A 19,417-nucleotide genomic window follows, 5' to 3' on the forward strand; every position below is an offset into this window, starting at 1 on the left:
TTTTCTTCACGCAAGCAGGTTTTTTTCATCAAACGAACCAAACAAATCCGGTGTGAAAAATGACCGGCATTTGCGCCCGACTAAAGCGTCCACTTTCCCACCTTCAACATCCAGTCCGTCAAGAAAAGGTATGATACCAACAATTTTTTGACCCCGCTCCCTGAGGTAAATCAGATTGGTTTCCTCGCACACGTTTTTCCCTTGCGGATATCCGCATATCACAACTCCGGCAATTTCAAGGTTTCTTGCCGTTGCGGCTTCAATCGTCAAAAGCGTGTGATTAATTGTTCCGAGTCCCGCGTGCGCGGCGATAATAGTTTTGAACCCCAAATCCGAAGCGAAATCCGCCATTGAGTAGTTCTTCTTTATCGGAACAAGCAGTCCGCCGGCGCCTTCAACAATCACCGCATCGTGAACGGCGGATTCGGACTCAACAATTTTCAAAATCCCGCCGATGTCAAAACTTGTGTTTTCAATCTCCGCGGCAACCATCGGGGCAAGCGGTGCTTTGAGGCAATACGGACTTGAAACCGAAGGAGTGAAAGGTTTGCCCATCACGCGGTGAACAAAATCCGCATCCGTAACATCTTCGCCCAAACAGCCGGTTTGAAAGGGCTTGATCATTGAAACCGTTTTTCCGGCTTCAATAAGACAGCGCGCAAGCGCCGCGCAGACAACGGTTTTTCCCACGCCGGTGTCGGTTCCGGTAACAAAAAAAAGCGGTTTTCCGCCATTTTGGGTTTGTTCTCGCAAGATATTAAAGGGAAAGTTCTTCTATTTTGTTCAGGATTTCATCGCCGTGGGCGTGGGTGTCAACCTTTTTCCAGATGTGCCTTACCTTACCTTCCCTGTCCACAAGAAAGGAAACGCGGCGCGCGCTGTTTGACGGACTTACAACCCCGTAGGCGTTGATGATTTTTCTGTCTTTGTCGCTGATGAGAGTGTAGTTGAGTTTCTGTCTGTCTCTGAATCCCTCGTGGGATTTCACACTGTCTGTACTGATTCCCAGAACGGTTATTCCTTTTTTCGCGATGCGGCTTTCCGTATCCCTGAGCGAGCACGCTTCGCGCGTGCAACCGGGGGTGTTGTCTCTGGGATAAAAACACAAAGCCACCCCGCCGCCGGCAATGACATCTGTAAGCGAAACCTTTTCGCCACCGTAGGTTTCTGCTTCAAACAACGGCGCGGAGTCTCCTATTTTAAGTTTGTCCGACACGGTTCTATATGTTGAAACTTTCCTTTGCCGCCTGACTCATCATCTCAGGTGTCCACGAAGGGTCCCACACAACTTCCACATCCGCTTTTTCCACCCCTTCAAGTTCAGCCGTAAGCATCTTTACTTCGGCAACTATCTGCCCCGCGGCGGGGCAGCCGGGAGAAGTCATTGTCATCAAAATCTTCACTTCACCGCCGTTGACTTCAACATTGTAAATAAGTCCCAGATTGACAATATCCACAGGGATTTCGGGGTCGTAGATGTTGCCAAGAACCTCAAAAATCTGTTCTTTGGTAATTGTTTGAGTGGTTTCACCACTTTGTTGTTCAGCCATTTTACAGCGCTTTAACCACATTCAGAACCGTTTCGTAGTCCGGTTCGTCCGCAACCTCTTTCACGTATTCAGCATGCCGCACAACATCATTTTCATCAATAACAAAAACCGCTCTCGCAAGAAGCCGGTTTTCCTTAATAAGAACTCCGTAGGATTTTCCGAAAGACGCTTCGGAGTGGTCGCTCAAGAATGAGCCGTCTTCTATGCACGCCTCTTTTGCGTAGCGCAACTGCGCAAATGGAAGATCCATACTGACCGTAACAACTTCAACATTGTCCGGCAGGGATTTCAGTTCGTTGGAAAAACGTTTTGTCTGAATATCACAGACCGGAGTGTCAACCGAGACTACGACATTAAAAATTTTTACCTTGCCTGCGAAATCCGAAAGTGTTTTTTTCAGACCCGGACCCGCGAAAGACGAAAAGTCCGGAGCGGTGTCCCCTGTTTTAATCTCTGCTCCGTCAAGCGTGAGCGGGTTGCCCTTCATTGTTACATTTCTTGCCATTCATTTTTCCTCAATGCTAAGTCGACTTTATGAGTGCCAGTTTACACGGCGCCGGGTTCTCATTCAATCCCGATGGTGCGGAGAAACACATCATCACAAAATCAGCCCTTGCAGTCGCGCTCTTGCTTGCGGTCCTGTTAACTCCTGCGGTTTCCCATTCAAGCCCGAACGCGGACGAGCTTATGTGGCAAGTTTACAAACAAAGCTGTGTTCAGAAAAGTCAGCGAATGAACATGGAAATTCTCATCAAAGACCCAAAAGGGTGCAAGCGCGTGCGTTTTTTTTAAATGCTTTTTCTCTCGGCTTCGCGCGCACCGAAACAAACTTCTTGAACGTGCTGTTTAAAAAATCAAACCGCATATCCAAAGCGTTTCATTCCGCAGATGAAAAACTTGGCGGTTCAGGCTCGCTTAAAATTCTCGTTGAGGCTCAAAACGCGAAGTTCTCTGGGAAAGTTGAAAACATGAACCGCATCCGCCAACTTGTCGAACGCATCAACTCAAGCCCGTTTGCAAATGATTCAAACAGTTAACTTCTGCCACTTGAGATAACCCACCACCCTTTTGCGGCTGAGGCGGTGTCTTCTTTGACTTTGCCGCAAAACGACAACGAACTTGCGCAGGAACTTCTGTTTCTTGAATTTTCACGGGGAGAGAGGGAGGAAGATCTTGTCATCCCCTACTTGAATTTCAATTCTTCCACGGCGCGAATTGAGGTTCAGACCCTTAACCTGACTTCTTTTGAACTTGGCTCGCTGATTGATTTCGTGAGGTTGTTTTCTTCATAGGCGTTTCCGTATGCTCGGATTGTCATTACTGGAATCGGAGCGGATATACAACGCTTGAGTGGATACGTAATTTCAACCCAAATAAAAAGTTTCGCGTTGACTTTCGCGGTCATTAGGGCGCTTTTTGTGTTCATTTTTGGAGCGAGGCTCTCACGGTTTTCTGCACTTCAAGTCCTGTGGTTATGATAAATTCGCGCTTTTCACAATCGTGGGGCTCACGGGAGCGGTGCTGTCGGCCATGCTTTTTTGCCTTGTCTTGTTGAGGTCTTTCGCGACAAAAAGGCGGTTTAGGATTCGCGTTTAATTGTCCGAAGATTTCCGGTTGATTCTCTCCGCGCCTATTTTTGCGTCAATCATTGCGAACACGGTCAGCACAAGCCCGGCAAACATATAAGCCCAGAAAACGGGCTTGTCCTCATTGGCTATATTGTTTTCCATAGTCTGCTTGACTAAATCCTTGTTAAGAATTGTTATGAGAAAATTCAGACCCAGAAGCATCAGCCCCTTGCCTAAAAACCCGTTGTATATCTGCCCAAGCCCCGGAAGCAACGCCGAAAGCACGACCGAGAGCCAGACTCTTTTCTTTCCCGAACCTCTTATTGTCGCCACCCTCGCATGAGATTTTGAAGCGATTGCCCCGGTTCCGGCGAACTCATCAGGGTTTCGCCGATAAGAAAGGCGTGAACACCATAATTTGATACGGAAATCATATCATTTGAGGAAGTTATGCCGCTTTCCGCAACTATCACTTTATCTTTTCCAATCATTGACGCAAGCCGTTCGGACACGGATAAATCCACCTTGAAACTGTCTAAATCTCGATTGTTGATGCCAACAACGCTACTTTTTGCTTCCAGAGCCATTTCAACTTCGGATTCCGTGTGAACCTCAACCAGCGGTTCCATTCCTAAATCGCGCGAAAGACCGAGCAAATCCGAAAGATGTCCGGTGTTTTCCATTGCGGCAACTATTAAAAGAAGCGTGTCGGCTTCCGCTACTCTTGATTCATAAATCTGGAACGGGTCTATCAGAAAATCCTTCCTGAGAACAGGCAGTGAAGTTTCATGCTTGATAGCGGCAATATAAGAAAGACTGCCTTGAAAAAACTTTTGGTCCGTCAGCACGGAAACCGCCGCCGCGCCACTCTGCTCATACTGCGCCGCGATCGAAACCGGATTAAAATCTTTTGCTATAATACCTTTTGACGGAGAGGCCTTTTTAATCTCCGCTATTACTCTCGGTTTTGTTCCTGATAAAAGAGCGGAGCGAAAATTCTTCGCTGCAGGCGCGTTCCGACTGAGGTCTTTAATTTCGCTCAAAGAAAACCGTTTTTTCAATTCGGTAATTTCTGTTTTCTTATTCTCAATAATTTTTGTAAGTATCGACGTAGCCACGTTTCAGCCCTTTTTGTTCGCGGAAAACTTCGTTAGCTCTTTAAGTTTCAGCATTGCCGCACCGCTTTCAAGAGAGTGTTTTGCCGCTTCAAAAGCGGATTTCATATTCTTTTTCTTCCCTGAAACGTATATCGCCGCCGCCGCGTTCAGAAGCGCCGCGTCAGTTTTTGCCCCGCTCTCGCGGTTGTAAAGAACGGCTTTCATAATGGAGGCGTTTTCGCGTGAATTTCTCCCGCCCTTGAGTTTGGCAGCCGCGCTTTTGCGAATTCCGAATTCTGAAGGGTCGATGGTGTATTGCCTTACCGAACCGTTTTTGAGTTCCAGAACATCGGTTTTACCCGTAACTGTTATCTCATCCATTCCGTCTTTTCCGCTCACAACCATGCATCTTCGCAAACCCAGCCCCTTTGCCGCCGCCGCTATTTTCTTCATTATCTCGCGGGACGGAACGCCTATGAGTTGGTTTTTCACGCGCGCTGGATTGACCAGAGGTCCCAGAATATTAAAAACTGTTCTAACGCCCATTTCTTTGCGCACTTGCGCCACATTTTTCATTGAAGGGTGAAACAGAGGCGCAAAAAGAAAGGTTATCCCCGCTTTTTCAAGGCAATGCCCGGCAGTTTTAGCGTCCATATCAATCTTTACTCCAGCCGCTTCCAAGACATCAGCGCTGCCGACCGGGCTTGAAACGGAACGATTGCCGTGTTTGGCAACCGGGACGTCCGCTCCGGCGGCGATGAAAGACGCCGTGGTGGAAATGTTGAAACTCCCCTTTGAGTCTCCGCCCGTGCCGCAGAGGTCAACCGCGCCTTTTCCGCCCTTTATTGCGCGGGCGCGGGAAATCATTGCTTCGGCGGCTCCGGCAAGTTCTTCCGCAGTTTCACCCTTGATTCTCAGCGCGGTGAGAAAAGAGGCGGTCTGTGCGGGCGTCAACGCTCCGTCCATTATCGTGCGAAAAACACCGGCGACCGTTTTTCTGTTCAGGTTTTTACCTGCTGCGAGTTGTTCAATTAAATTTGAGATTTCAGGCATTGGAGGTGGTTGCCTCCGTCTGGATTTTGTCAAGAATGCCGTTTATGAACGTGCCTGATTCCTCAGTTCCGTATTTTGTTGCTATCTCAATCGCTTCATTTATGCTCACCGCTTTATCTATGTCGCGCATATACAGCAATTCATAAACTGCCACTCTCATTATATTGATGTCTACGGCGGACATTCTTGAAATTTTCCAATTGTCGGAACAGTTTTCTATACGGGAATCTATTTCGTTGATTTTTTCACAAATCCCCGAAGCAATATCCACGGCAAACTTTTTGTCGGACGGGTTTTTTTCTTCTGAGGCTTCAACAAACCTCTCAAAATCTTTTTCTGTTATTTCTCTGGAAACCTCTTCGTGCAAAAGCCCGTTCGCGTCGCGCTGGTAGAGAAACTGAAAAGCAAACTCTCTGGAAAGCCGTCTTTTTTTCATTCCCATTACTGGCAGTGCCGTTAAAGCAATTGTGCGAGACTTGCCATTTCAATTGCGGACACGGCGGCGTCAACGCCCCTGTTTCCAGATTTGCCTCCCGCTCTGTCAATTGCCTGTTCAAGTGTTTCGGTGGTTACCATTCCGTCCACAACCGGAACTCCGGTTTTAAGCCCCGCTACGCAAAGCCCGTTCAGAACGGCGGAAGCGAGAAGCTCAAAATGAGATGTTTGCCCGCGTATTATTGAACCGATAGCAACAACGGCGGAGTATTTTCCGGACTGCGCGGCTTTTTTCACCACAAACGGAATCTCAAAAGAACCCGGAACTTTTATAACCGTGATGTCCGAATCTGCGGCGCCGTGTCTTTTGAGGGTGTCAACCGCGCCTTCAAGCAACGGGTTTGTCACAATGGAATTGACCCTGCTCGCGACCACGGCAAACTTCATTTTCTTTGCGTCAACTTTTCCTTCTTTTTTCTCAATAGACGGCATAATTATTTCCTCTGGGCTTTATGGCTTTTTCAGTCAACCATTGAAAGCAGATGACCTAGTTTGTCTTTTTTCGTCTGCAAGTAGTTTTTGTTGTTTTCGTTTGGCGGTATTTCTATCGGAATTCTTTTTCCTATTTCCAGACCGAACCCGTCGAGACCGCTGACTTTCCGGGGATTGTTGGTCATGAGATTCATTTTTTTCACTCCCAGATCACGCAAAATTTGCGCGCCTATTCCATAATCTCTCAAATCCTTTTTGAAGCCCAGCGCTTTGTTTGCTTCCACAGTGTCCATTCCTTTCCTCTGCTGGAGGTCGTAGGCTTTGATTTTGTTTAACAGCCCGATGCCGCGTCCTTCCTGTCTGAGATAAAGGATGACGCCTTCGCCTTTTTTGGCAACCATTTTCATCGCCTCCCTCAACTGAGGACCACAATCGCAACGGAGAGAATGAAAAACATCGCTTGTAAGGCATTCCGAATGCACGCGCACAAGGGTTTCCTTTGAATTTTTGATTTCACCCATTGTTATGGCGAAGTGTTGTGAGCCATCCAACTCATTTACGTAAACAAAGCAGTCAAAATTGCCGAATTCAGTCGGCATTTTTGTCGCCGCCTCCTGTTTTACGAACGATTCTTTGGCAAGTCTGTAACTAATCAAGTCGGCGATGGTTGCCATGGCGATATTGTGTTTGCTTGAGAATTCAACAAGTTCATTCATTCTCGCCATGTGTCCGTCGCTTTGCATTATTTCACAGATTGCGCAGGAGGGAAAAAGCCCGGCAAGCCGCGCAAGGTCAACTGATGCTTCAGTGTGTCCCGCTCTGACAAGTACCCCACCCTCTCGCGCTATAAGCGGGAACATATGCCCAGGACGGATAAAATCCGATGGTTTTGAATCTTTTGCCACCGTGCGTCGTATGGTTTCACAACGGTCATAAGCGGAAATTCCGGTTGTAATACCTTCTTTGGCATCTATTGAAACCGCGAAAGCCGTATGCTGAGGACCGTGCATATTTTCCGGCTCCATCAATTTCAGCCCTATTTTCTGGGCATTTTGATTGGTTAAAGCAAGACATATCAGCCCCTTTCCGTGAGTCGCCATAAAGTTTATGGACTCCGGAGTCGCGAACTCGGCCGCTATTACGAGGTCTCCCTCGTTCTCTCTGTCCTGATCGTCCACGAGAATTAAAAACCGCCCGGCTTTTATCTCCTCAATGGTTTCAGGAATAGTTTTTAAGATCGACATTTCTTCCCCCAACCGTGGATTAATATTGTCTTATACGGCGCATTTGTCAATGATAACGGCTCTTGTGACCGGCTGTTTGACTTTGCGTTTATCATGTATAAGTTTTTCATTATTACTATCACACGGGAGTTGAGGAAGCGGAGGACTGATGTCTTTGTTCTTTAATTTGCTGAGGATTCTCGCCGAAGAAAACCTTGAAGAGGTTGACGAAGAAGAAATTCTTGAAATGCTTGAAAGTGAAGATTGGGAAGAAATTGAAGAGTTGATTGAGAAAAAAACCGAAGCCTCTAACAAAATTTTACACTGACCTCTTGCGGCGAAACTTCTTTTTCCCAAGCGATGTGCCCGGGGCCGGACTTGAACCGGCACAGGATTATATCCCGAGGGATTTTAAGTCCCTTGCGTCTACCAATTTCGCCACCCGGGCAAGCCGTTTTCAGTGTTCACAGCAAATAAGGCGGCGCCCGGAATCGAACCGGGGTGTAACGGTTTTGCAGACCGTTGCCTTACCTCTTGGCTACGCCGCCGTCTCTAAAAAACCGCATTAGTATCTCTTAAAAAGCCCGTATTGTAAAAATTATTACAACTTGACATATCCACTCATCACCGCCTTGCCGCCTATTTTAACGCCGCCGCCGGCAACTTCCACGCGCACAATTCCGCCTCTTTGTGAAAGTTGCAGACTTTTCATTTTTTTCTTTCCGGTTTTTTCAGACCAATACGGAGCAAGAGATGAATGAGCGGAGCCGGTAACAGGGTCTTCGTCTATGCCCACGCTTGGAGTAAAAAAACGTAAAACAAAATCGTATCCGTCTCTTGCGGACACGCTTGTAACAATCACACCTCTGCAATCCAGATTTTTCAATTTTTCAAAGTCAGGACGAACAGCCGCCACATCGTCCTCACCCCGCAACTCAACCAGATAGTCAAAGCGTGTTTTCCCCGTATGGATAATCTCCGTGCCCAAAATTTCCGAAAGCTTTTCAGGTTCAGCGCATTTTTTTGCCGCAACCAGAGGAAATTCCATTGTTATGATATCCGCTTCGGTTTCAGCGCTTAAATCGTAGTTGTTTGAGGCAAACCTGATTGTTTTTCCGGTATATCCGTTTTGCCATATGGCGTGGGCGGCGGCAAGGGTCGCGTGTCCGCACAGGGCTACTTCGGTTTCAGGAGTCCACCATCTTATAAAAAAATCGTCTTTTCGATTTTGCACAAAAGAGGTTTCGGAAGTCCCCACCCGCGCGGCTATCCGGAGCATTTCAGAATCCGGCGGGAAAGATTCAACAAAATACACGCCCGCGGGATTGCCAAGCAACCGGTCTTCGGCAAACGCGTTTATGACAAGAACTTCTATTTTGTTTCTCCCCTTTTTTTGAGTTTGCCCGGTTAGTTTGCGGAAGAAGTCACCTTGCTGTCCATAAGAGTTTTGACGGCTCGCGTAATACCGCCTATTGTGAGCGGAAACATTCTTTCGCCCGTGAACTGGCGAAGCATGCCGATTGTCTGGGTTTCACGCCATTCATTTTTGGGAACGGGATTGAGCCAGACCGTAGTCGGATATTTGCTCTTGATGCGCTCAAGCCATGTAAAACCGGGCTCTTCGTTGTTATGTTCAACGCTTCCGTTCACATACAAAAGCTCATACGGAGACATTGAAGCGTCTCCGACTATAATCACTTTGTAGTCGCTGTTGTATTTGTTCAGAATGTCAAAAGTGGGAAGGGCCTCCTGCCAGCGACGCTCATTATTTTTCCAGACGGATTCATAAATGCAGTTGTGAAAATAATAATACTCAAGGTGTTTAAACTCGTAGCGCGCGGCGGAAAACAATTTTGAACAAAGTTCAATGTGGTCGTCCATTGAGCCGCCGATGTCAAAAAAGATTAAAATCTTCACGTTGTTTTTTCTGTGCGGAACCATTTCAACATCAAGAAACCCCGCATTGCGCGATGTTTTTTCAATTGTCTTGTCCACGTCAAGTTCTTCGGACATCCCCTCACGCGTGAGAACGCGAAGTTTGCGAAGCGCCATTTTCATATTGCGGGTTTGCAGTTCCACAGAATCGTCAAGATCTTTGAATTCTCTCTTGTCCCAAACCTTCACCGCCCTTCTGTGCCGGCTTTCATGCTGTCCGATGCGAATGCCTTCGGGGTTGTATCCGTAAGCTCCGAACGGTGAAGTTCCACCCGTGCCAATCCATTTGCCGCCGCCCTGATGCCGTTTTTTCTGCTCTTTCATCAACTCTTTGAGCCGTTCAATAAGTTTGTCCAACCCGCCCATCGCTTTAATTTGCGCTTTCTCCTCTTCTGTCAGGGAATTTTCCATAGTCTTTCGCAACCACTCATCGGGGATGTTCATAAACTCTTTATCGTCTATGCATTCAAGCCCCTTGAAATACTGCCCGAACAGGCGGTCAAAGCGGTCCAGATTTTGTTCGTGTTTAATTAGCGCGCTACGGCTCAGGTAATAAAAATCGTCCACGCCGTGCTCAACCATTCCGCTGTCCAGAGCGTCAAGAAGCGTCAAATACTCCTTGATTGAAACCGGAATTCCAGAGTTGCGAAGATAGAGGAAGAAGTCTAGAAACATTGCGGGGAAAGTATAACTGAAGCGTAATTATGATTTCCTTGACACAGTAGCATCACAATTGAAATCCGGTTATTTGCTCAAAACTAATGAATAAAAACCAACTCTTATCAAAACCCTAAAAACTAAAGATTGTATTATTCTGAAAATCAATCTCTGACCTAAATAGCGAATAATCACCCTAACCCATTCGGGAGTTTTGATATTTGAGATTGGAAGGTATTTTTTGCCCCAAGTAAATTTGCCCCAAGTAAAGGATAAGATAACCGCTTCTACCGCAAGAACTTCCAAAAGTAAATGTTCCAGTAAAACAAAAGCTGTTTTCAGAAAAATCAATGTCGGGAACTGGCTCAGTCAGAGGCAAAGCACTTGATTTGATGGCTTCTCTTTCTTGACCAACTGGTGAAAACGAATACAGCGTATTGTACAAGTCTTTCAATTCATCTTCTTCAATAACACCGTCTTCAAAGATTTCATCAATTTTTTCCTTTAACTGTGAAATTAAAGGATTCTCTTCGTAACCTCTTGTTGTATAAAGCCAAGTTTCTACAAATTTTACTTTTTCTTCATCTACAAAGCCGTTGGCAATAATCCCTTTACACAGACCTATTAACTCACTTTCGTTTGCTTCTGCAATTTTCTTTTTGTTGTAGACAGCACCCTTTTTTTCTCATAAGTCACTTCATCACCTCTTCATCCGATACCGCAACACATTCAGCATCTCATAATCCTGTTCATTTTTGATGAGCGCGCCCGCATATGGCGGATCCTCTTCGGCGAGGTCAAACTTTTCAAGTTCGCTTGAGGCGATTTTTCCGGCGGTAAGGAGTTTTATCCAATCAATCAATTCGGATGTTGACGGCTTTTTCTTCAACCCTTCTATTTCGCGCAATGAGTAGAAAATCGTGAGCGCATTGTCCAGTAGTTTTTTCTCAAGCCCCGGATGGTGAACGTCAACAATCGCTTTGAGCGTTTCAATTTCGGGAAACGTTATGTAGTGGAAAAAACAACGCCGCAGAAAGGCGTCCGGAAGCTCTTTTTCATTGTTGGAAGTGATGATGACAATCGGACGTTTTTTCGCCTTCACGGTTTTCTGCAACTCGTAGCAATAAAACTCCATTTTGTCCAATTCCAGAAGTAGGTCGTTGGGGAACTCAATATCAGCTTTGTCTATCTCGTCTATGAGAAGCACGGACTGTTCTTTAGACTCAAACGCGTCCCACAGTTTGCCCTTGTTGATGTAGTTTGAGATGTCTTTGACTTTCTCATCTCCAAGCTGTGAATCGCGCAAACGGGCGACTGCGTCATACTCATAAAGCCCCTGCTGAGCCGTGGTTGTGGATTTGATGTGCCATGTGATGAGGTCTTTGCCAAGCGCTTTGGAGACTTCAAACGCGAGCATGGTTTTGCCTGTTCCCGGCTCGCCTTTGATAATAAGCGGACGCTCAAGCGTTATGGAAGCGTTGACGGCAAGAATAAGGTCTCTTGTCGCAACATACTGTTCCGTTCCCTGAAATTCTTTTTTGTTCTGAGCCATAAAATAAAAAATACTTGTGCCGGAGCGGGTTATCAACCCGTCCCTACGACCACGGCTCTTTGTAGTAATAGACAAAATTGGCGACTTTCGGCCGCTCCGTCCAGCCCATTTTTTTGTAAAATCCTCTTTTGTAGGACGGTTTTTCCTTTCCGTTCGTTACCATAAGGCGGAAACAATCCCTTTTTTTGCCTTCTTTCATAACCGCGCTCAAAAGCAAACTTCCCGCTCCCATTCCAGCCGCCGAAGGGCTTACGAACATATCCGAAACATATCCTTCGGTTCCCGCGAGCATAATGAACGGAACCCAGTGAACATTGACAAAACCCGCGACCTTGCCATTTTTATTTTCGGCGACCAGAACCGTGTGCCCTTTCGGGTTTTTAAGCGATTCCCTTATGAGTTCCTCCACCGGTTCGGCAATTTCACCGACAGGCAACGCGTTTCTTTTTTCAGACCAACCGATGTCTTTGAGGATTTGCGCCATTGCTTCAGCATCTTCTGTTTTTGCCTTGCGGACGGCAAGCAGTTTTTCAGTCATTGCTTTCTTCCTTTTTTCAAGGTCTCAAGCAGTCCTTCCAACTTTCCAACCGTTTCAGTGGAGGAAAGTTTTCCCGCAAGAGTTTTTGAATCCTCGTCGGCAAACGCTTTTTTGATTGCTTCGGATATTTTTCCGTTTCGCGCTTTTTTTCGGTTGGAAAAATCACCCGAATTCAACTTTTGAGCCTCTTCCACCGCTCTTAAAATTAATGTCTCGGGCTCCGCCACACAGTTAACAAGTCCATTTTCAAGCGCTTTTTCAACGCTGTGAAGTTTGCCCTCGCCAATAATTTTTCCGCCCTCTTTCTCTCCCAGAACCCCTTCAACAAGGGCGGTGAGAGAATGCGGCATGGGAAAGCCGATTGAGGTTTCGTTCAAGCCCAAAAGTGTTTTCCCCTTCCCGGCAATTCGCGTATCGCAACACAGCGCAAGTATGCATCCTCCGGCAATAGAGTGCCCGCCAATTGCCGCCACAACCGGCGCAGGATAGTCAAAAACGGCCAGCATCGCGTTCAAAAACTCCTCAAACCAGCGGTCAATTTCGGTTTTGCCTCCTCTTTTAAAAAGAGAAACACAATGTTCAAGATCAAGGCCCGGAGAAAACATCTTTCCACCCGAACAAAGAACAACGGGCTTTTCAGGACTGGTTTGTTTCAGTGATAAAAAAGCGGAATTGAGGTCGGCAAAAAAATCGTCGTTCATTGTCCCGACCGAATTGGAATTCATCGTTACAATCGCCGTGTTTTCTCTGCTTTCAATATCCCAGGACACCGCGAGCGGGAAACTAACAGACTGCCGCTACATACGCAAGACGGAAATGACACACAGGCAACTGATGGGTATAATCTCAAAACGGTTTTTTTCCGCGCAAATGCCGAAATCCTCAGACAAACCCGAATACCGGAACGGACTTGCCGCCGCCCTTGAGCACGGACTTTCAGAACCCGAATACTTGCTTATCAAAGAACAACTCGGCAGAGAGCCAAACACGGTTGAGATTGGTATTCTCGGCGCGATGTGGTCCGAGCACTGCTCATACAAACATTCAAAAATTCATCTGCGCAAATTTCCAACAAAAGGGAAAGCGGTTATTCACGGGCCCGGCGAAAATGCCGGAGTGATGGACATTGGGGATGGCGATTGCGTTGTTTTCAAAATGGAAAGCCATAATCACCCCTCTTTTATTGAGCCATATCAGGGCGCTGCGACCGGGGTCGGAGGAATTTTGCGAGATGTTTTCACAATGGGAGCGCGCCCCGTTGCTATTCTTAACTCTTTGAGGTTCGGCAATCCGCAATCTGAAAAAACCAAATTTCTTGTTGAAGGCGTTGTGTCCGGAATAGCGGGATATGGAAACTGCGTTGGCGTGCCGACAGTGGGCGGCGAGGTGGATTTTGATGATTGTTATAATGGAAATCCCATTGTTAACGTTTTCGCGGTCGGCATAGCAAAAAAAGACGGCATTTTTACCGGACACGCCAGCGGAGTTGGAAACCCCGTTGTTTATGTCGGTTCCAAGACCGGCAAGGACGGAATCAAAGGCGCGGTTATGGCTTCCGATGTTTTTGACAATGAGTCCTCCGGTGAGCGCCCCACCGTTCAGATAGGAGATCCCTTCACGGAAAAACTTCTTATTGAGAGCTGTCTTGAACTTTTCAAACTGGACGCCGTAATTGGCATACAGGATATGGGCGCGGCGGGGCTGACTTCGTCTTCGGCGGAAATGGCAAGCCGTGGCGGAAACGGCATTAAACTTGAATGTGAAAAAATTCCCCTGCGCGAAAAAGCAATGACACCTTATGAAATTATGCTTTCGGAATCTCAGGAGCGGATGCTTATGGTGCTTAAAAAAGGAAAGGAAAATCAGGCCCGCAAAGTGTTTGAAAAATGGGGACTTGATTTTTCCGTCATCGGAGAGGTGAATGGCGAAAAAAACCTCACTCTTATGGAAAACGGGAAAACCGTGGGCGAAATTCCCATTGATTTGATAATCGAACCGCCCGAATACGACAGCCCCGTAAAAACTCCCGCTTCCTTCCCCGCTCCGACTCCGCTCCGCAAGGGAGGAGAAAAGGACAGTTTTTTGAAAATTCTCTCCTCACCTTTCTGCGCAAGCAAACACTGGATTTACCGGCAGTATGATTACATGGTGGGCGCCAATACCGCCGAGGCTCCGGGTTCCGACTGCTCTCTTATTCTGGTGGACGGAACTTCAAAAGCGCTCGCCCTTTCCGCCGACTGCAACTCCCGTTATTGCATGCTTAATCCCAGAGAAGGTGCGAAGGCGGCGGTCGCCGAAAGCGCCAGAAACATAGCGTGCTCCGGCGCAAAACCTCTTGGAATTACGGACTGCCTGAATTTCGGAAACCCCGAAAACCCTGAAATTATGTGGCAATTCAAAGAAGCCATTGAAGGCATCTCGGAGGCGGCAAAACATTTTTCAACTCCGGTTGTCAGCGGAAATGTGAGCCTTTATAACGAAACGGCGGGTGTTTCAATAAATCCCACTCCGGTTGTTGGAATGGTCGGGCTGTTGGAGAATGTTTCAAAAGCGGTTGGTCAGTATTTTATGAATGAGGGAGACATGATTTTCATCGCTGGCGACACCTTTGAAGAGATGGGCGGCAGCCTCTATTCCGCTCTTATTCAAGGTAAAACCACCGGAGAGCCGCCTGTGGTCAATCTGGAGTCTGAAAGCCGTCTTGTATCGGCTTTGATTGAAGCGGCGAACAAGTGTATAATCAATTCCGCTCATGACATTTCCGAGGGAGGATTAGCGGTGGCGCTCGCAGAGAGTTGTTTTTCTCCGCAGAGTCGAGTGGCGGGTTTCTCCGTCTCTACGGGAATGCTTAACCCCGAAATTCAAAACGGCAACGCGATTCTTTTTTCCGAAACTCAGGCGCGCGCGATTATTTCCACGAGTCCTGAAAACGAGGAAAAAATCAGCAAAGTTTTCAAATCTCACAAAGTTACTCTGAAAAAAATTGGAAATGTAACTACGAACAATGTTATGGAATTTAAAGATGTTTTTAAAACCAGTGCCGATGAGGCTATGAAACTCTGGCTTGAAGGGTTTGAAAAAAACGTGATTTTATAAAAAATTATGATGTCTCAACTGAAAGAAGAATGCGGAGTTTTCGGGATTTTCAATCATGCCGAAGCCTCCAATCTGGCGTATCTCGGTCTGCATTCCCTTCAGCACAGAGGGCAAGAAAGCGCGGGAATTACCACCTCGGACGGCAAAAGACTTCACAGAAAGCGTGCGATGGGGCTGGTCGCGGATATTTTTGACGAGGAATCGCTCAAAAAACTTTCTGGCACAACCGCTATTGGACACGTTCGCTATTCAACTTCGGGTTCAAGCACTCTGAACAATATACAGCCGATTGTCATAACGAGAGCCGGGGCTGAAATGGCAATTGCGCATAACGGCAATCTTACAAACGCGCTGACTCTTCGACACCGGCTTGAAAACGAAGGTGCGATTTTTCAGTCCACTGCTGACACCGAAGTGGTTGTCCACCTAATGGCAAGATCTCCAAAACAGGACCTCGCCGGCAGAATCATCTATGCCCTTTCTTTATGCAAAGGCGCATATTCAATGGTTTTTCTGGATTCAAACAAACTTGTCGCCGCGAGAGACCCTTACGGATTCAGACCTCTTGTGCTTGGCAAACTGGGTGACGGATGCCATGTTGTCGCGTCGGAAACCTGCGCCTTTGATTTAATAGAAGCTCAATACGTGAGAGAGATAGAACCCGGTGAAATCGTCATTATTGACGAAGAAGGAATTCAATCACTCAAACCGTTCCCGAAAAAACCGCCCGCAACCTGTGTTTTTGAATACATATATTTTTCCCGCCCCGACAGTTCGATGAACGGGCGCAGCACTTATCTGGTGCGAAAGGAGTTAGGCAAAAGGCTTGCCGTTGAGCACCCCGCCAAGGCGGATATTGTTATCGCCGTTCCCGATTCGGGCGTTCCCGCCGCAATGGGTTACTCCGAGCAACTCGGCATTCCCCTTGAAATGGGATTTTTGAGAAGCCACTATGTCGGCAGAACATTTATTGAGCCGGAACAATCAATCAGAAATTTCGGCGTAAAACTCAAACTCAGCGCCGTTAGAGAGGTGATAAAGAACAAAAGGGTTGTGGTGGTGGATGATTCAATCGTTAGAGGAACCACAAGCAGGAAGATAGTGAAAATGCTCAAGGGAGCCAAGGCAAAAGAGGTCCACGTGAGAATATGTGCGCCACCGATGAAGTTTTCTTGTTATTACGGGATAGACACGCCTAACAAGGACAAACTGATAGCAAACTCGTTGGATATTGAAGAAATAAAAAAATATATAACCGCGGATTCTCTCGGGTATTTAAGCAGAGACGGGATAGATATAGCAATCCAAAACTACTCTCCCTTCAATACAAAAAAAGAAGGATATTGCTACGCCTGTTTTACGGGAGATTACAAGGTGGAAATAGACGATTTGAAATTGTCTCCCACGCAGATGAACCTTTTCCCTGAGTAATAGTGGATTCTTCAACCCTGTTTGAGTTCTGATTCAAAAACCTCTTTGAGACGCGAAAATTCTTCAAGTTTTCCTTTTTCTTTTTGAATAATCTTTTCCGGAGCCTTGTTTGTGAAATCCGGGTCCGCGAGTTTGCGTTCGCATTGACGGATTTTTTCAGAGAGTTCGTCCAATTTTTTATGCGTGGTTTCAACGTTATGCGGAAATCTCGTTTGCTCTTTACACTCAGGTTCGATTTTCAGACTGATGTTGAACCGCTCGCCGGTTTGAGTTTGCAAATCGTCCAAAACCGCAAAGGAAACTGAACCCGCGAGTCCGGGCGCGGAAGAAAACTCATCTTTGTTCGCGCAAAAACTGTGAGAGGAAATTCCCGCAAGTTTGTTTAAAACTCCCGCTTCGGACTCAATTAACCGCTTTACGCATTCTTCATCTTTGCCGGGTTCTGAAAAGAAGACAACATTAATTTTTTCAGACACTTTAATGCCTCCTTCCCCTCTTTTTGTGCGGATTTCATCAATCAATCCTTCAAACAAAAAACTTATATCGTTGAAATCCGAGTTGAACTCTTTTTCAATTTTTTTGTCATGCGCCGGATAGTCCAAATCAAGCAAACCTAAAGTTTGAACTCCAAGCAACGCCTCAACCCTGTTGTTGATCTCTTCGGTAAGGTGGGGACAGAAAGGGTGCAGTGCGCGCATTGAGGCGGAGAGAATATACAAAAGAACGGCCGTTGTTCTGAGTACGGTTTGCTCATCGGAACTGCGCATTGAAATTTTCGCGGCTTCAATGTAGCGGTCGCAGAAATTTCTCCAGAAAAAGCGGTAAATCTCCTGGGCGGCTTTTCCGAACTCGTATTCATCCATAAAACCGTCAATTTTTTTCAAACAACCGTGCAAACTTGCGATTATCCATTTGTCGGTTTTACTCAAACGCGCCTTCCCTTTGGAAGTTTCAATCCGCTTCAAAGCGTCGGGAATTTCAGCGTGCCACCGGACAGTTGATTCATCTTCAAGAACAAATCGGGACGCGTTCCATATCTTGTTCATAAAGTTTCTGTAGCCCCGTATGCTTGAAATGGAAAGGTCTATATCTTTTCCGCCCGAAGAAAGCGCGCAGAGGCAGAAGCGCAGAGTGTCGGCTCCAAACTCATCGGCAACTTCAAGCGGATCAATCACGTTCCCCTTGGTTTTACTCATCTTTTCACCATTCTCGTCCCTTATCAAGCCGTGAATGCAGATGTCCGCAAAAGGTGGTTTGCCGGTAAATTGAAGCCCCATCATCGCCATACGAGCCACCCAGAAAAATATGATGTCAAAACCCGTTATAAGAACCGCTGTGGGATAGTATTTTCGGAAGAGAGAATCATCTTTTGTGCCCCAGTTCATCGTAACAAACGGCCATAAAGCCGAGGAAAACCAAGTGTCCAGAACATTCGGGTCTCTTTCGAGGAGAACATCTTTCCCGTAATGTCCGCTTGCGCTTTTGAGGGCTGTTTTTTCATCTTCTTCAACAAACACTTTGCCGTCGGGGCCGTACCAGACGGGTATTTGATGTCCCCACCACAACTGCCTTGATATACACCATGGTTCTACATTGTTCATCCATTGAAAATATGTGCGTTCCCAGAACTTTGGATAGAAAACCATGTCGTCCTTTTCAACCGATTCGACAGCTTTGACCGCAAGTTGTTTTACATCCATATACCACTGTTCCATAATACGCGGCTCAACAACTGCGCCGGATCTGTCGCCATAGGGAACCGTATGGGAAACGGATTCGATTTTTTCAAGGAAACCATCCGCTTCAAGATCAGCAATGAGTTTTTTACGTGCCTCAAATCTTTCGAGCCCCTGATATTTTTTGGGTGCGTTTTCATTTAGGCACATATCTTCGTCAAGAATATTTACAAGTGGCAAATCGTGCCGCTTGCTGACTTCAAAGTCGTTAAAATCATGAGCGGGAGTTATCTTGACCGCGCCGCTTCCTTTTTCCGGATCTGAATACTCATCGGCAATTACGGGAATAGACTTCCCCGTGAGAGGCAACCCCACTTCCGAGCCGATGAGGGTTTTATACCTTTCATCTTCCGGATGGACCGCCACTGCGGTGTCTCCAAACATAGTTTCGGGTCTCGTGGTCGCGACAACTATGTGCCCGTTGCCGTTTTTAAGAGGGTATTTGATGTGCCAATAGTTGCCGGGAACCTCTTTCTGCTCCACTTCCAAATCGGAAATAGCGGTTTTCAATCCGGGATCGTAATTGACCAGACGGTTATCGCGCCGGATCAGGCCTTTTTTGTAAAGCTCAACAAACACGTGTTTAACGGCGTCTGAAAATCCGTCATCCATCGTAAAACGTTGCGCGCTCCAATCGGGAATAAATCCCAGTCTGCCTATTTGTTCAGCAATTCTGTCGCCGGATTTTTCCTTAAATTCCCAAATCTTTTCAACAAAACGCTCTTTGCCCAGTTTTTCTTTTGTAAGCCCCTCTTTTGCAAGTTCGCGCTCAACAATCATTTGGGTCGCGATTCCGGCATGATCCGTTCCCGGAACCCAGAGCACGTCAAACCCCTTCATTTTTTTATATCGGACAAGAACGTCCTGAAAAGTGTTGTTTAGAGCGTGCCCGATGTGCAGGGAGCCCGTAACATTTGGAGGCGGCATTACTATGGAAAAACTTTTCTTCCCCCCTTTTTTCCTGCGTTCCGCCTTGAATTTTTCGTTTTTAAGCCAGAATGCCCGCCATTTTTTTTCAAGGGGAACCGGAGTATAAGTTTTTTCCATGCCGTCC

22 protein-coding genes and 2 tRNA genes are annotated in these 19,417 nt (G+C 46.7%); 5 read left to right on the plus strand and 19 right to left on the minus strand.

What is annotated here, in order from left to right:
• Positions 1–6 precede the first annotated feature (6 nt).
• The 4 genes from bioD to GKS04_03890 are packed head-to-tail and all read right to left on the minus strand — an operon-like array spanning position 7 to position 2,055.
• Positions 7–756: a dethiobiotin synthase gene (gene bioD / locus GKS04_03875; GenBank protein QMU56296.1), complete on the minus strand. Its 750-nt coding sequence runs from the start codon at positions 754–756 to the stop codon at positions 7–9.
• Position 757: 1 nt separating this feature from the next.
• On the minus strand, positions 758–1,216 hold the full coding sequence (locus GKS04_03880; GenBank protein QMU56297.1) for a redoxin domain-containing protein: 459 nt from the start codon (positions 1,214–1,216) through the stop codon (positions 758–760).
• 4 nt (positions 1,217–1,220) lie between these two features.
• The gene (locus GKS04_03885; GenBank protein ID QMU56298.1) at positions 1,221–1,550 is read right to left on the minus strand and encodes a DUF59 domain-containing protein; all 330 of its coding nucleotides are present in this window, start codon (positions 1,548–1,550) and stop codon (positions 1,221–1,223) included.
• A 1-nt stretch (position 1,551) separates the two neighbouring features.
• The gene (locus GKS04_03890) at positions 1,552–2,055 is read right to left on the minus strand and encodes a thiol peroxidase (GenBank protein QMU56299.1); all 504 of its coding nucleotides are present in this window, start codon (positions 2,053–2,055) and stop codon (positions 1,552–1,554) included.
• 184 nt (positions 2,056–2,239) lie between these two features.
• Here GKS04_03890 and GKS04_03895 point away from each other — a divergent pair, with 184 nt between their 5' ends.
• Together GKS04_03895 and GKS04_03900 are read left to right on the plus strand one after the other, a co-directional pair.
• On the plus strand, positions 2,240–2,587 hold the full coding sequence (locus GKS04_03895; protein QMU56300.1) for a hypothetical protein: 348 nt from the start codon (positions 2,240–2,242) through the stop codon (positions 2,585–2,587).
• Between the two features lie 60 nt (positions 2,588–2,647).
• On the plus strand, positions 2,648–2,842 hold the full coding sequence (locus GKS04_03900) for a hypothetical protein (GenBank protein ID QMU56301.1): 195 nt from the start codon (positions 2,648–2,650) through the stop codon (positions 2,840–2,842).
• Positions 2,843–3,142: 300 nt separating this feature from the next.
• On the opposite strand, the gene GKS04_03905 is transcribed toward GKS04_03900, so the two are convergent.
• Genes GKS04_03905 through GKS04_03930 form a run of 6 tightly spaced genes read right to left on the minus strand, consistent with a single transcriptional unit; the run spans position 3,143 to position 7,433 of the window.
• Positions 3,143–3,451 carry a hypothetical protein gene (locus tag GKS04_03905; protein QMU56302.1) on the minus strand — a complete coding sequence of 103 codons (309 nt, stop codon included), beginning with the start codon at positions 3,449–3,451 and terminating at the stop codon, positions 3,143–3,145.
• Entirely contained in the window at positions 3,439–4,236 is a 798-nt protein-coding gene (trpC, locus tag GKS04_03910; protein ID QMU56303.1) for an indole-3-glycerol phosphate synthase TrpC, read from the minus strand. The genes GKS04_03905 and trpC overlap by 13 nt, the downstream gene beginning before the upstream one ends.
• Positions 4,237–4,239: 3 nt before the next feature.
• The gene (gene trpD, locus GKS04_03915) at positions 4,240–5,268 is read right to left on the minus strand and encodes an anthranilate phosphoribosyltransferase (GenBank protein ID QMU56304.1); all 1,029 of its coding nucleotides are present in this window, start codon (positions 5,266–5,268) and stop codon (positions 4,240–4,242) included.
• Complete coding sequence (nusB, locus tag GKS04_03920) at positions 5,261–5,704, minus strand: transcription antitermination factor NusB (protein ID QMU56694.1); 444 nt, start codon at positions 5,702–5,704, stop codon at positions 5,261–5,263. The genes trpD and nusB overlap by 8 nt, the downstream gene beginning before the upstream one ends.
• Before the next feature lie 20 nt (positions 5,705–5,724).
• Positions 5,725–6,195: a 6,7-dimethyl-8-ribityllumazine synthase gene (locus tag GKS04_03925; GenBank protein QMU56305.1), complete on the minus strand. Its 471-nt coding sequence runs from the start codon at positions 6,193–6,195 to the stop codon at positions 5,725–5,727.
• A gap of 29 nt (positions 6,196–6,224) precedes the next feature.
• Positions 6,225–7,433: a bifunctional 3,4-dihydroxy-2-butanone-4-phosphate synthase/GTP cyclohydrolase II gene (locus GKS04_03930; GenBank protein QMU56695.1), complete on the minus strand. Its 1,209-nt coding sequence runs from the start codon at positions 7,431–7,433 to the stop codon at positions 6,225–6,227.
• Positions 7,434–7,587: 154 nt separating this feature from the next.
• Here GKS04_03930 and GKS04_03935 point away from each other — a divergent pair, with 154 nt between their 5' ends.
• Positions 7,588–7,746 (plus strand): hypothetical protein, encoded by a 159-nt coding sequence (locus GKS04_03935; protein ID QMU56306.1) that lies wholly within the window; start codon positions 7,588–7,590, stop codon positions 7,744–7,746.
• 35 nt (positions 7,747–7,781) lie between these two features.
• On the opposite strand, the gene GKS04_03940 is transcribed toward GKS04_03935, so the two are convergent.
• The 8 genes from GKS04_03940 to GKS04_03975 all read right to left on the minus strand — a co-directional run bounded on the left by GKS04_03940 (position 7,782) and on the right by GKS04_03975 (position 12,870).
• Positions 7,782–7,866 (minus strand) — tRNA-Leu (locus GKS04_03940).
• Positions 7,867–7,894: 28 nt separating this feature from the next.
• Positions 7,895–7,966: transfer RNA gene (locus GKS04_03945), tRNA-Cys, on the minus strand.
• Between the two features lie 53 nt (positions 7,967–8,019).
• The gene (locus GKS04_03950) at positions 8,020–8,793 is read right to left on the minus strand and encodes a PhzF family phenazine biosynthesis isomerase (GenBank protein ID QMU56307.1); all 774 of its coding nucleotides are present in this window, start codon (positions 8,791–8,793) and stop codon (positions 8,020–8,022) included.
• A 32-nt stretch (positions 8,794–8,825) separates the two neighbouring features.
• Positions 8,826–10,028: a VWA domain-containing protein gene (locus GKS04_03955; protein QMU56308.1), complete on the minus strand. Its 1,203-nt coding sequence runs from the start codon at positions 10,026–10,028 to the stop codon at positions 8,826–8,828.
• A gap of 69 nt (positions 10,029–10,097) precedes the next feature.
• A complete protein-coding gene (locus GKS04_03960; protein ID QMU56309.1) occupies positions 10,098–10,361 on the minus strand; it encodes a hypothetical protein in 264 nt (87 codons plus the stop codon).
• Positions 10,362–10,710: 349 nt separating this feature from the next.
• Positions 10,711–11,562 carry an AAA domain-containing protein gene (locus tag GKS04_03965; protein ID QMU56310.1) on the minus strand — a complete coding sequence of 284 codons (852 nt, stop codon included), beginning with the start codon at positions 11,560–11,562 and terminating at the stop codon, positions 10,711–10,713.
• Positions 11,563–11,605: 43 nt separating this feature from the next.
• Entirely contained in the window at positions 11,606–12,100 is a 495-nt protein-coding gene (locus GKS04_03970; GenBank protein QMU56311.1) for a GNAT family N-acetyltransferase, read from the minus strand.
• Positions 12,097–12,870, minus strand: coding sequence for an enoyl-CoA hydratase/isomerase family protein (locus tag GKS04_03975; GenBank protein ID QMU56312.1), 774 nt, complete (start codon positions 12,868–12,870; stop codon positions 12,097–12,099). Before GKS04_03975 ends, GKS04_03970 begins: the two co-directional genes overlap by 4 nt.
• Positions 12,871–12,970: 100 nt before the next feature.
• On the opposite strand from GKS04_03975, the gene purL reads away from it, so the two are divergent.
• Together purL and GKS04_03985 are read left to right on the plus strand one after the other, a co-directional pair.
• Positions 12,971–15,196, plus strand: coding sequence for a phosphoribosylformylglycinamidine synthase subunit PurL (purL, locus tag GKS04_03980; protein QMU56696.1), 2,226 nt, complete (start codon positions 12,971–12,973; stop codon positions 15,194–15,196).
• Positions 15,197–15,202: 6 nt separating this feature from the next.
• Positions 15,203–16,627, plus strand: coding sequence for an amidophosphoribosyltransferase (locus tag GKS04_03985; protein QMU56313.1), 1,425 nt, complete (start codon positions 15,203–15,205; stop codon positions 16,625–16,627).
• Positions 16,628–16,638: 11 nt separating this feature from the next.
• On the opposite strand, the gene GKS04_03990 is transcribed toward GKS04_03985, so the two are convergent.
• On the minus strand, positions 16,639–19,410 hold the full coding sequence (locus tag GKS04_03990) for a valine--tRNA ligase (protein ID QMU56314.1): 2,772 nt from the start codon (positions 19,408–19,410) through the stop codon (positions 16,639–16,641).
• Between the last annotated feature and the right edge of the window lie 7 nt (positions 19,411–19,417).

Source organism: Candidatus Mycalebacterium zealandia (assembly GCA_014075295.1).
Taxonomy (GTDB): domain Bacteria; phylum Desulfobacterota_D; class UBA1144; order Nemesobacterales; family Mycalebacteriaceae; genus Mycalebacterium; species Mycalebacterium zealandia.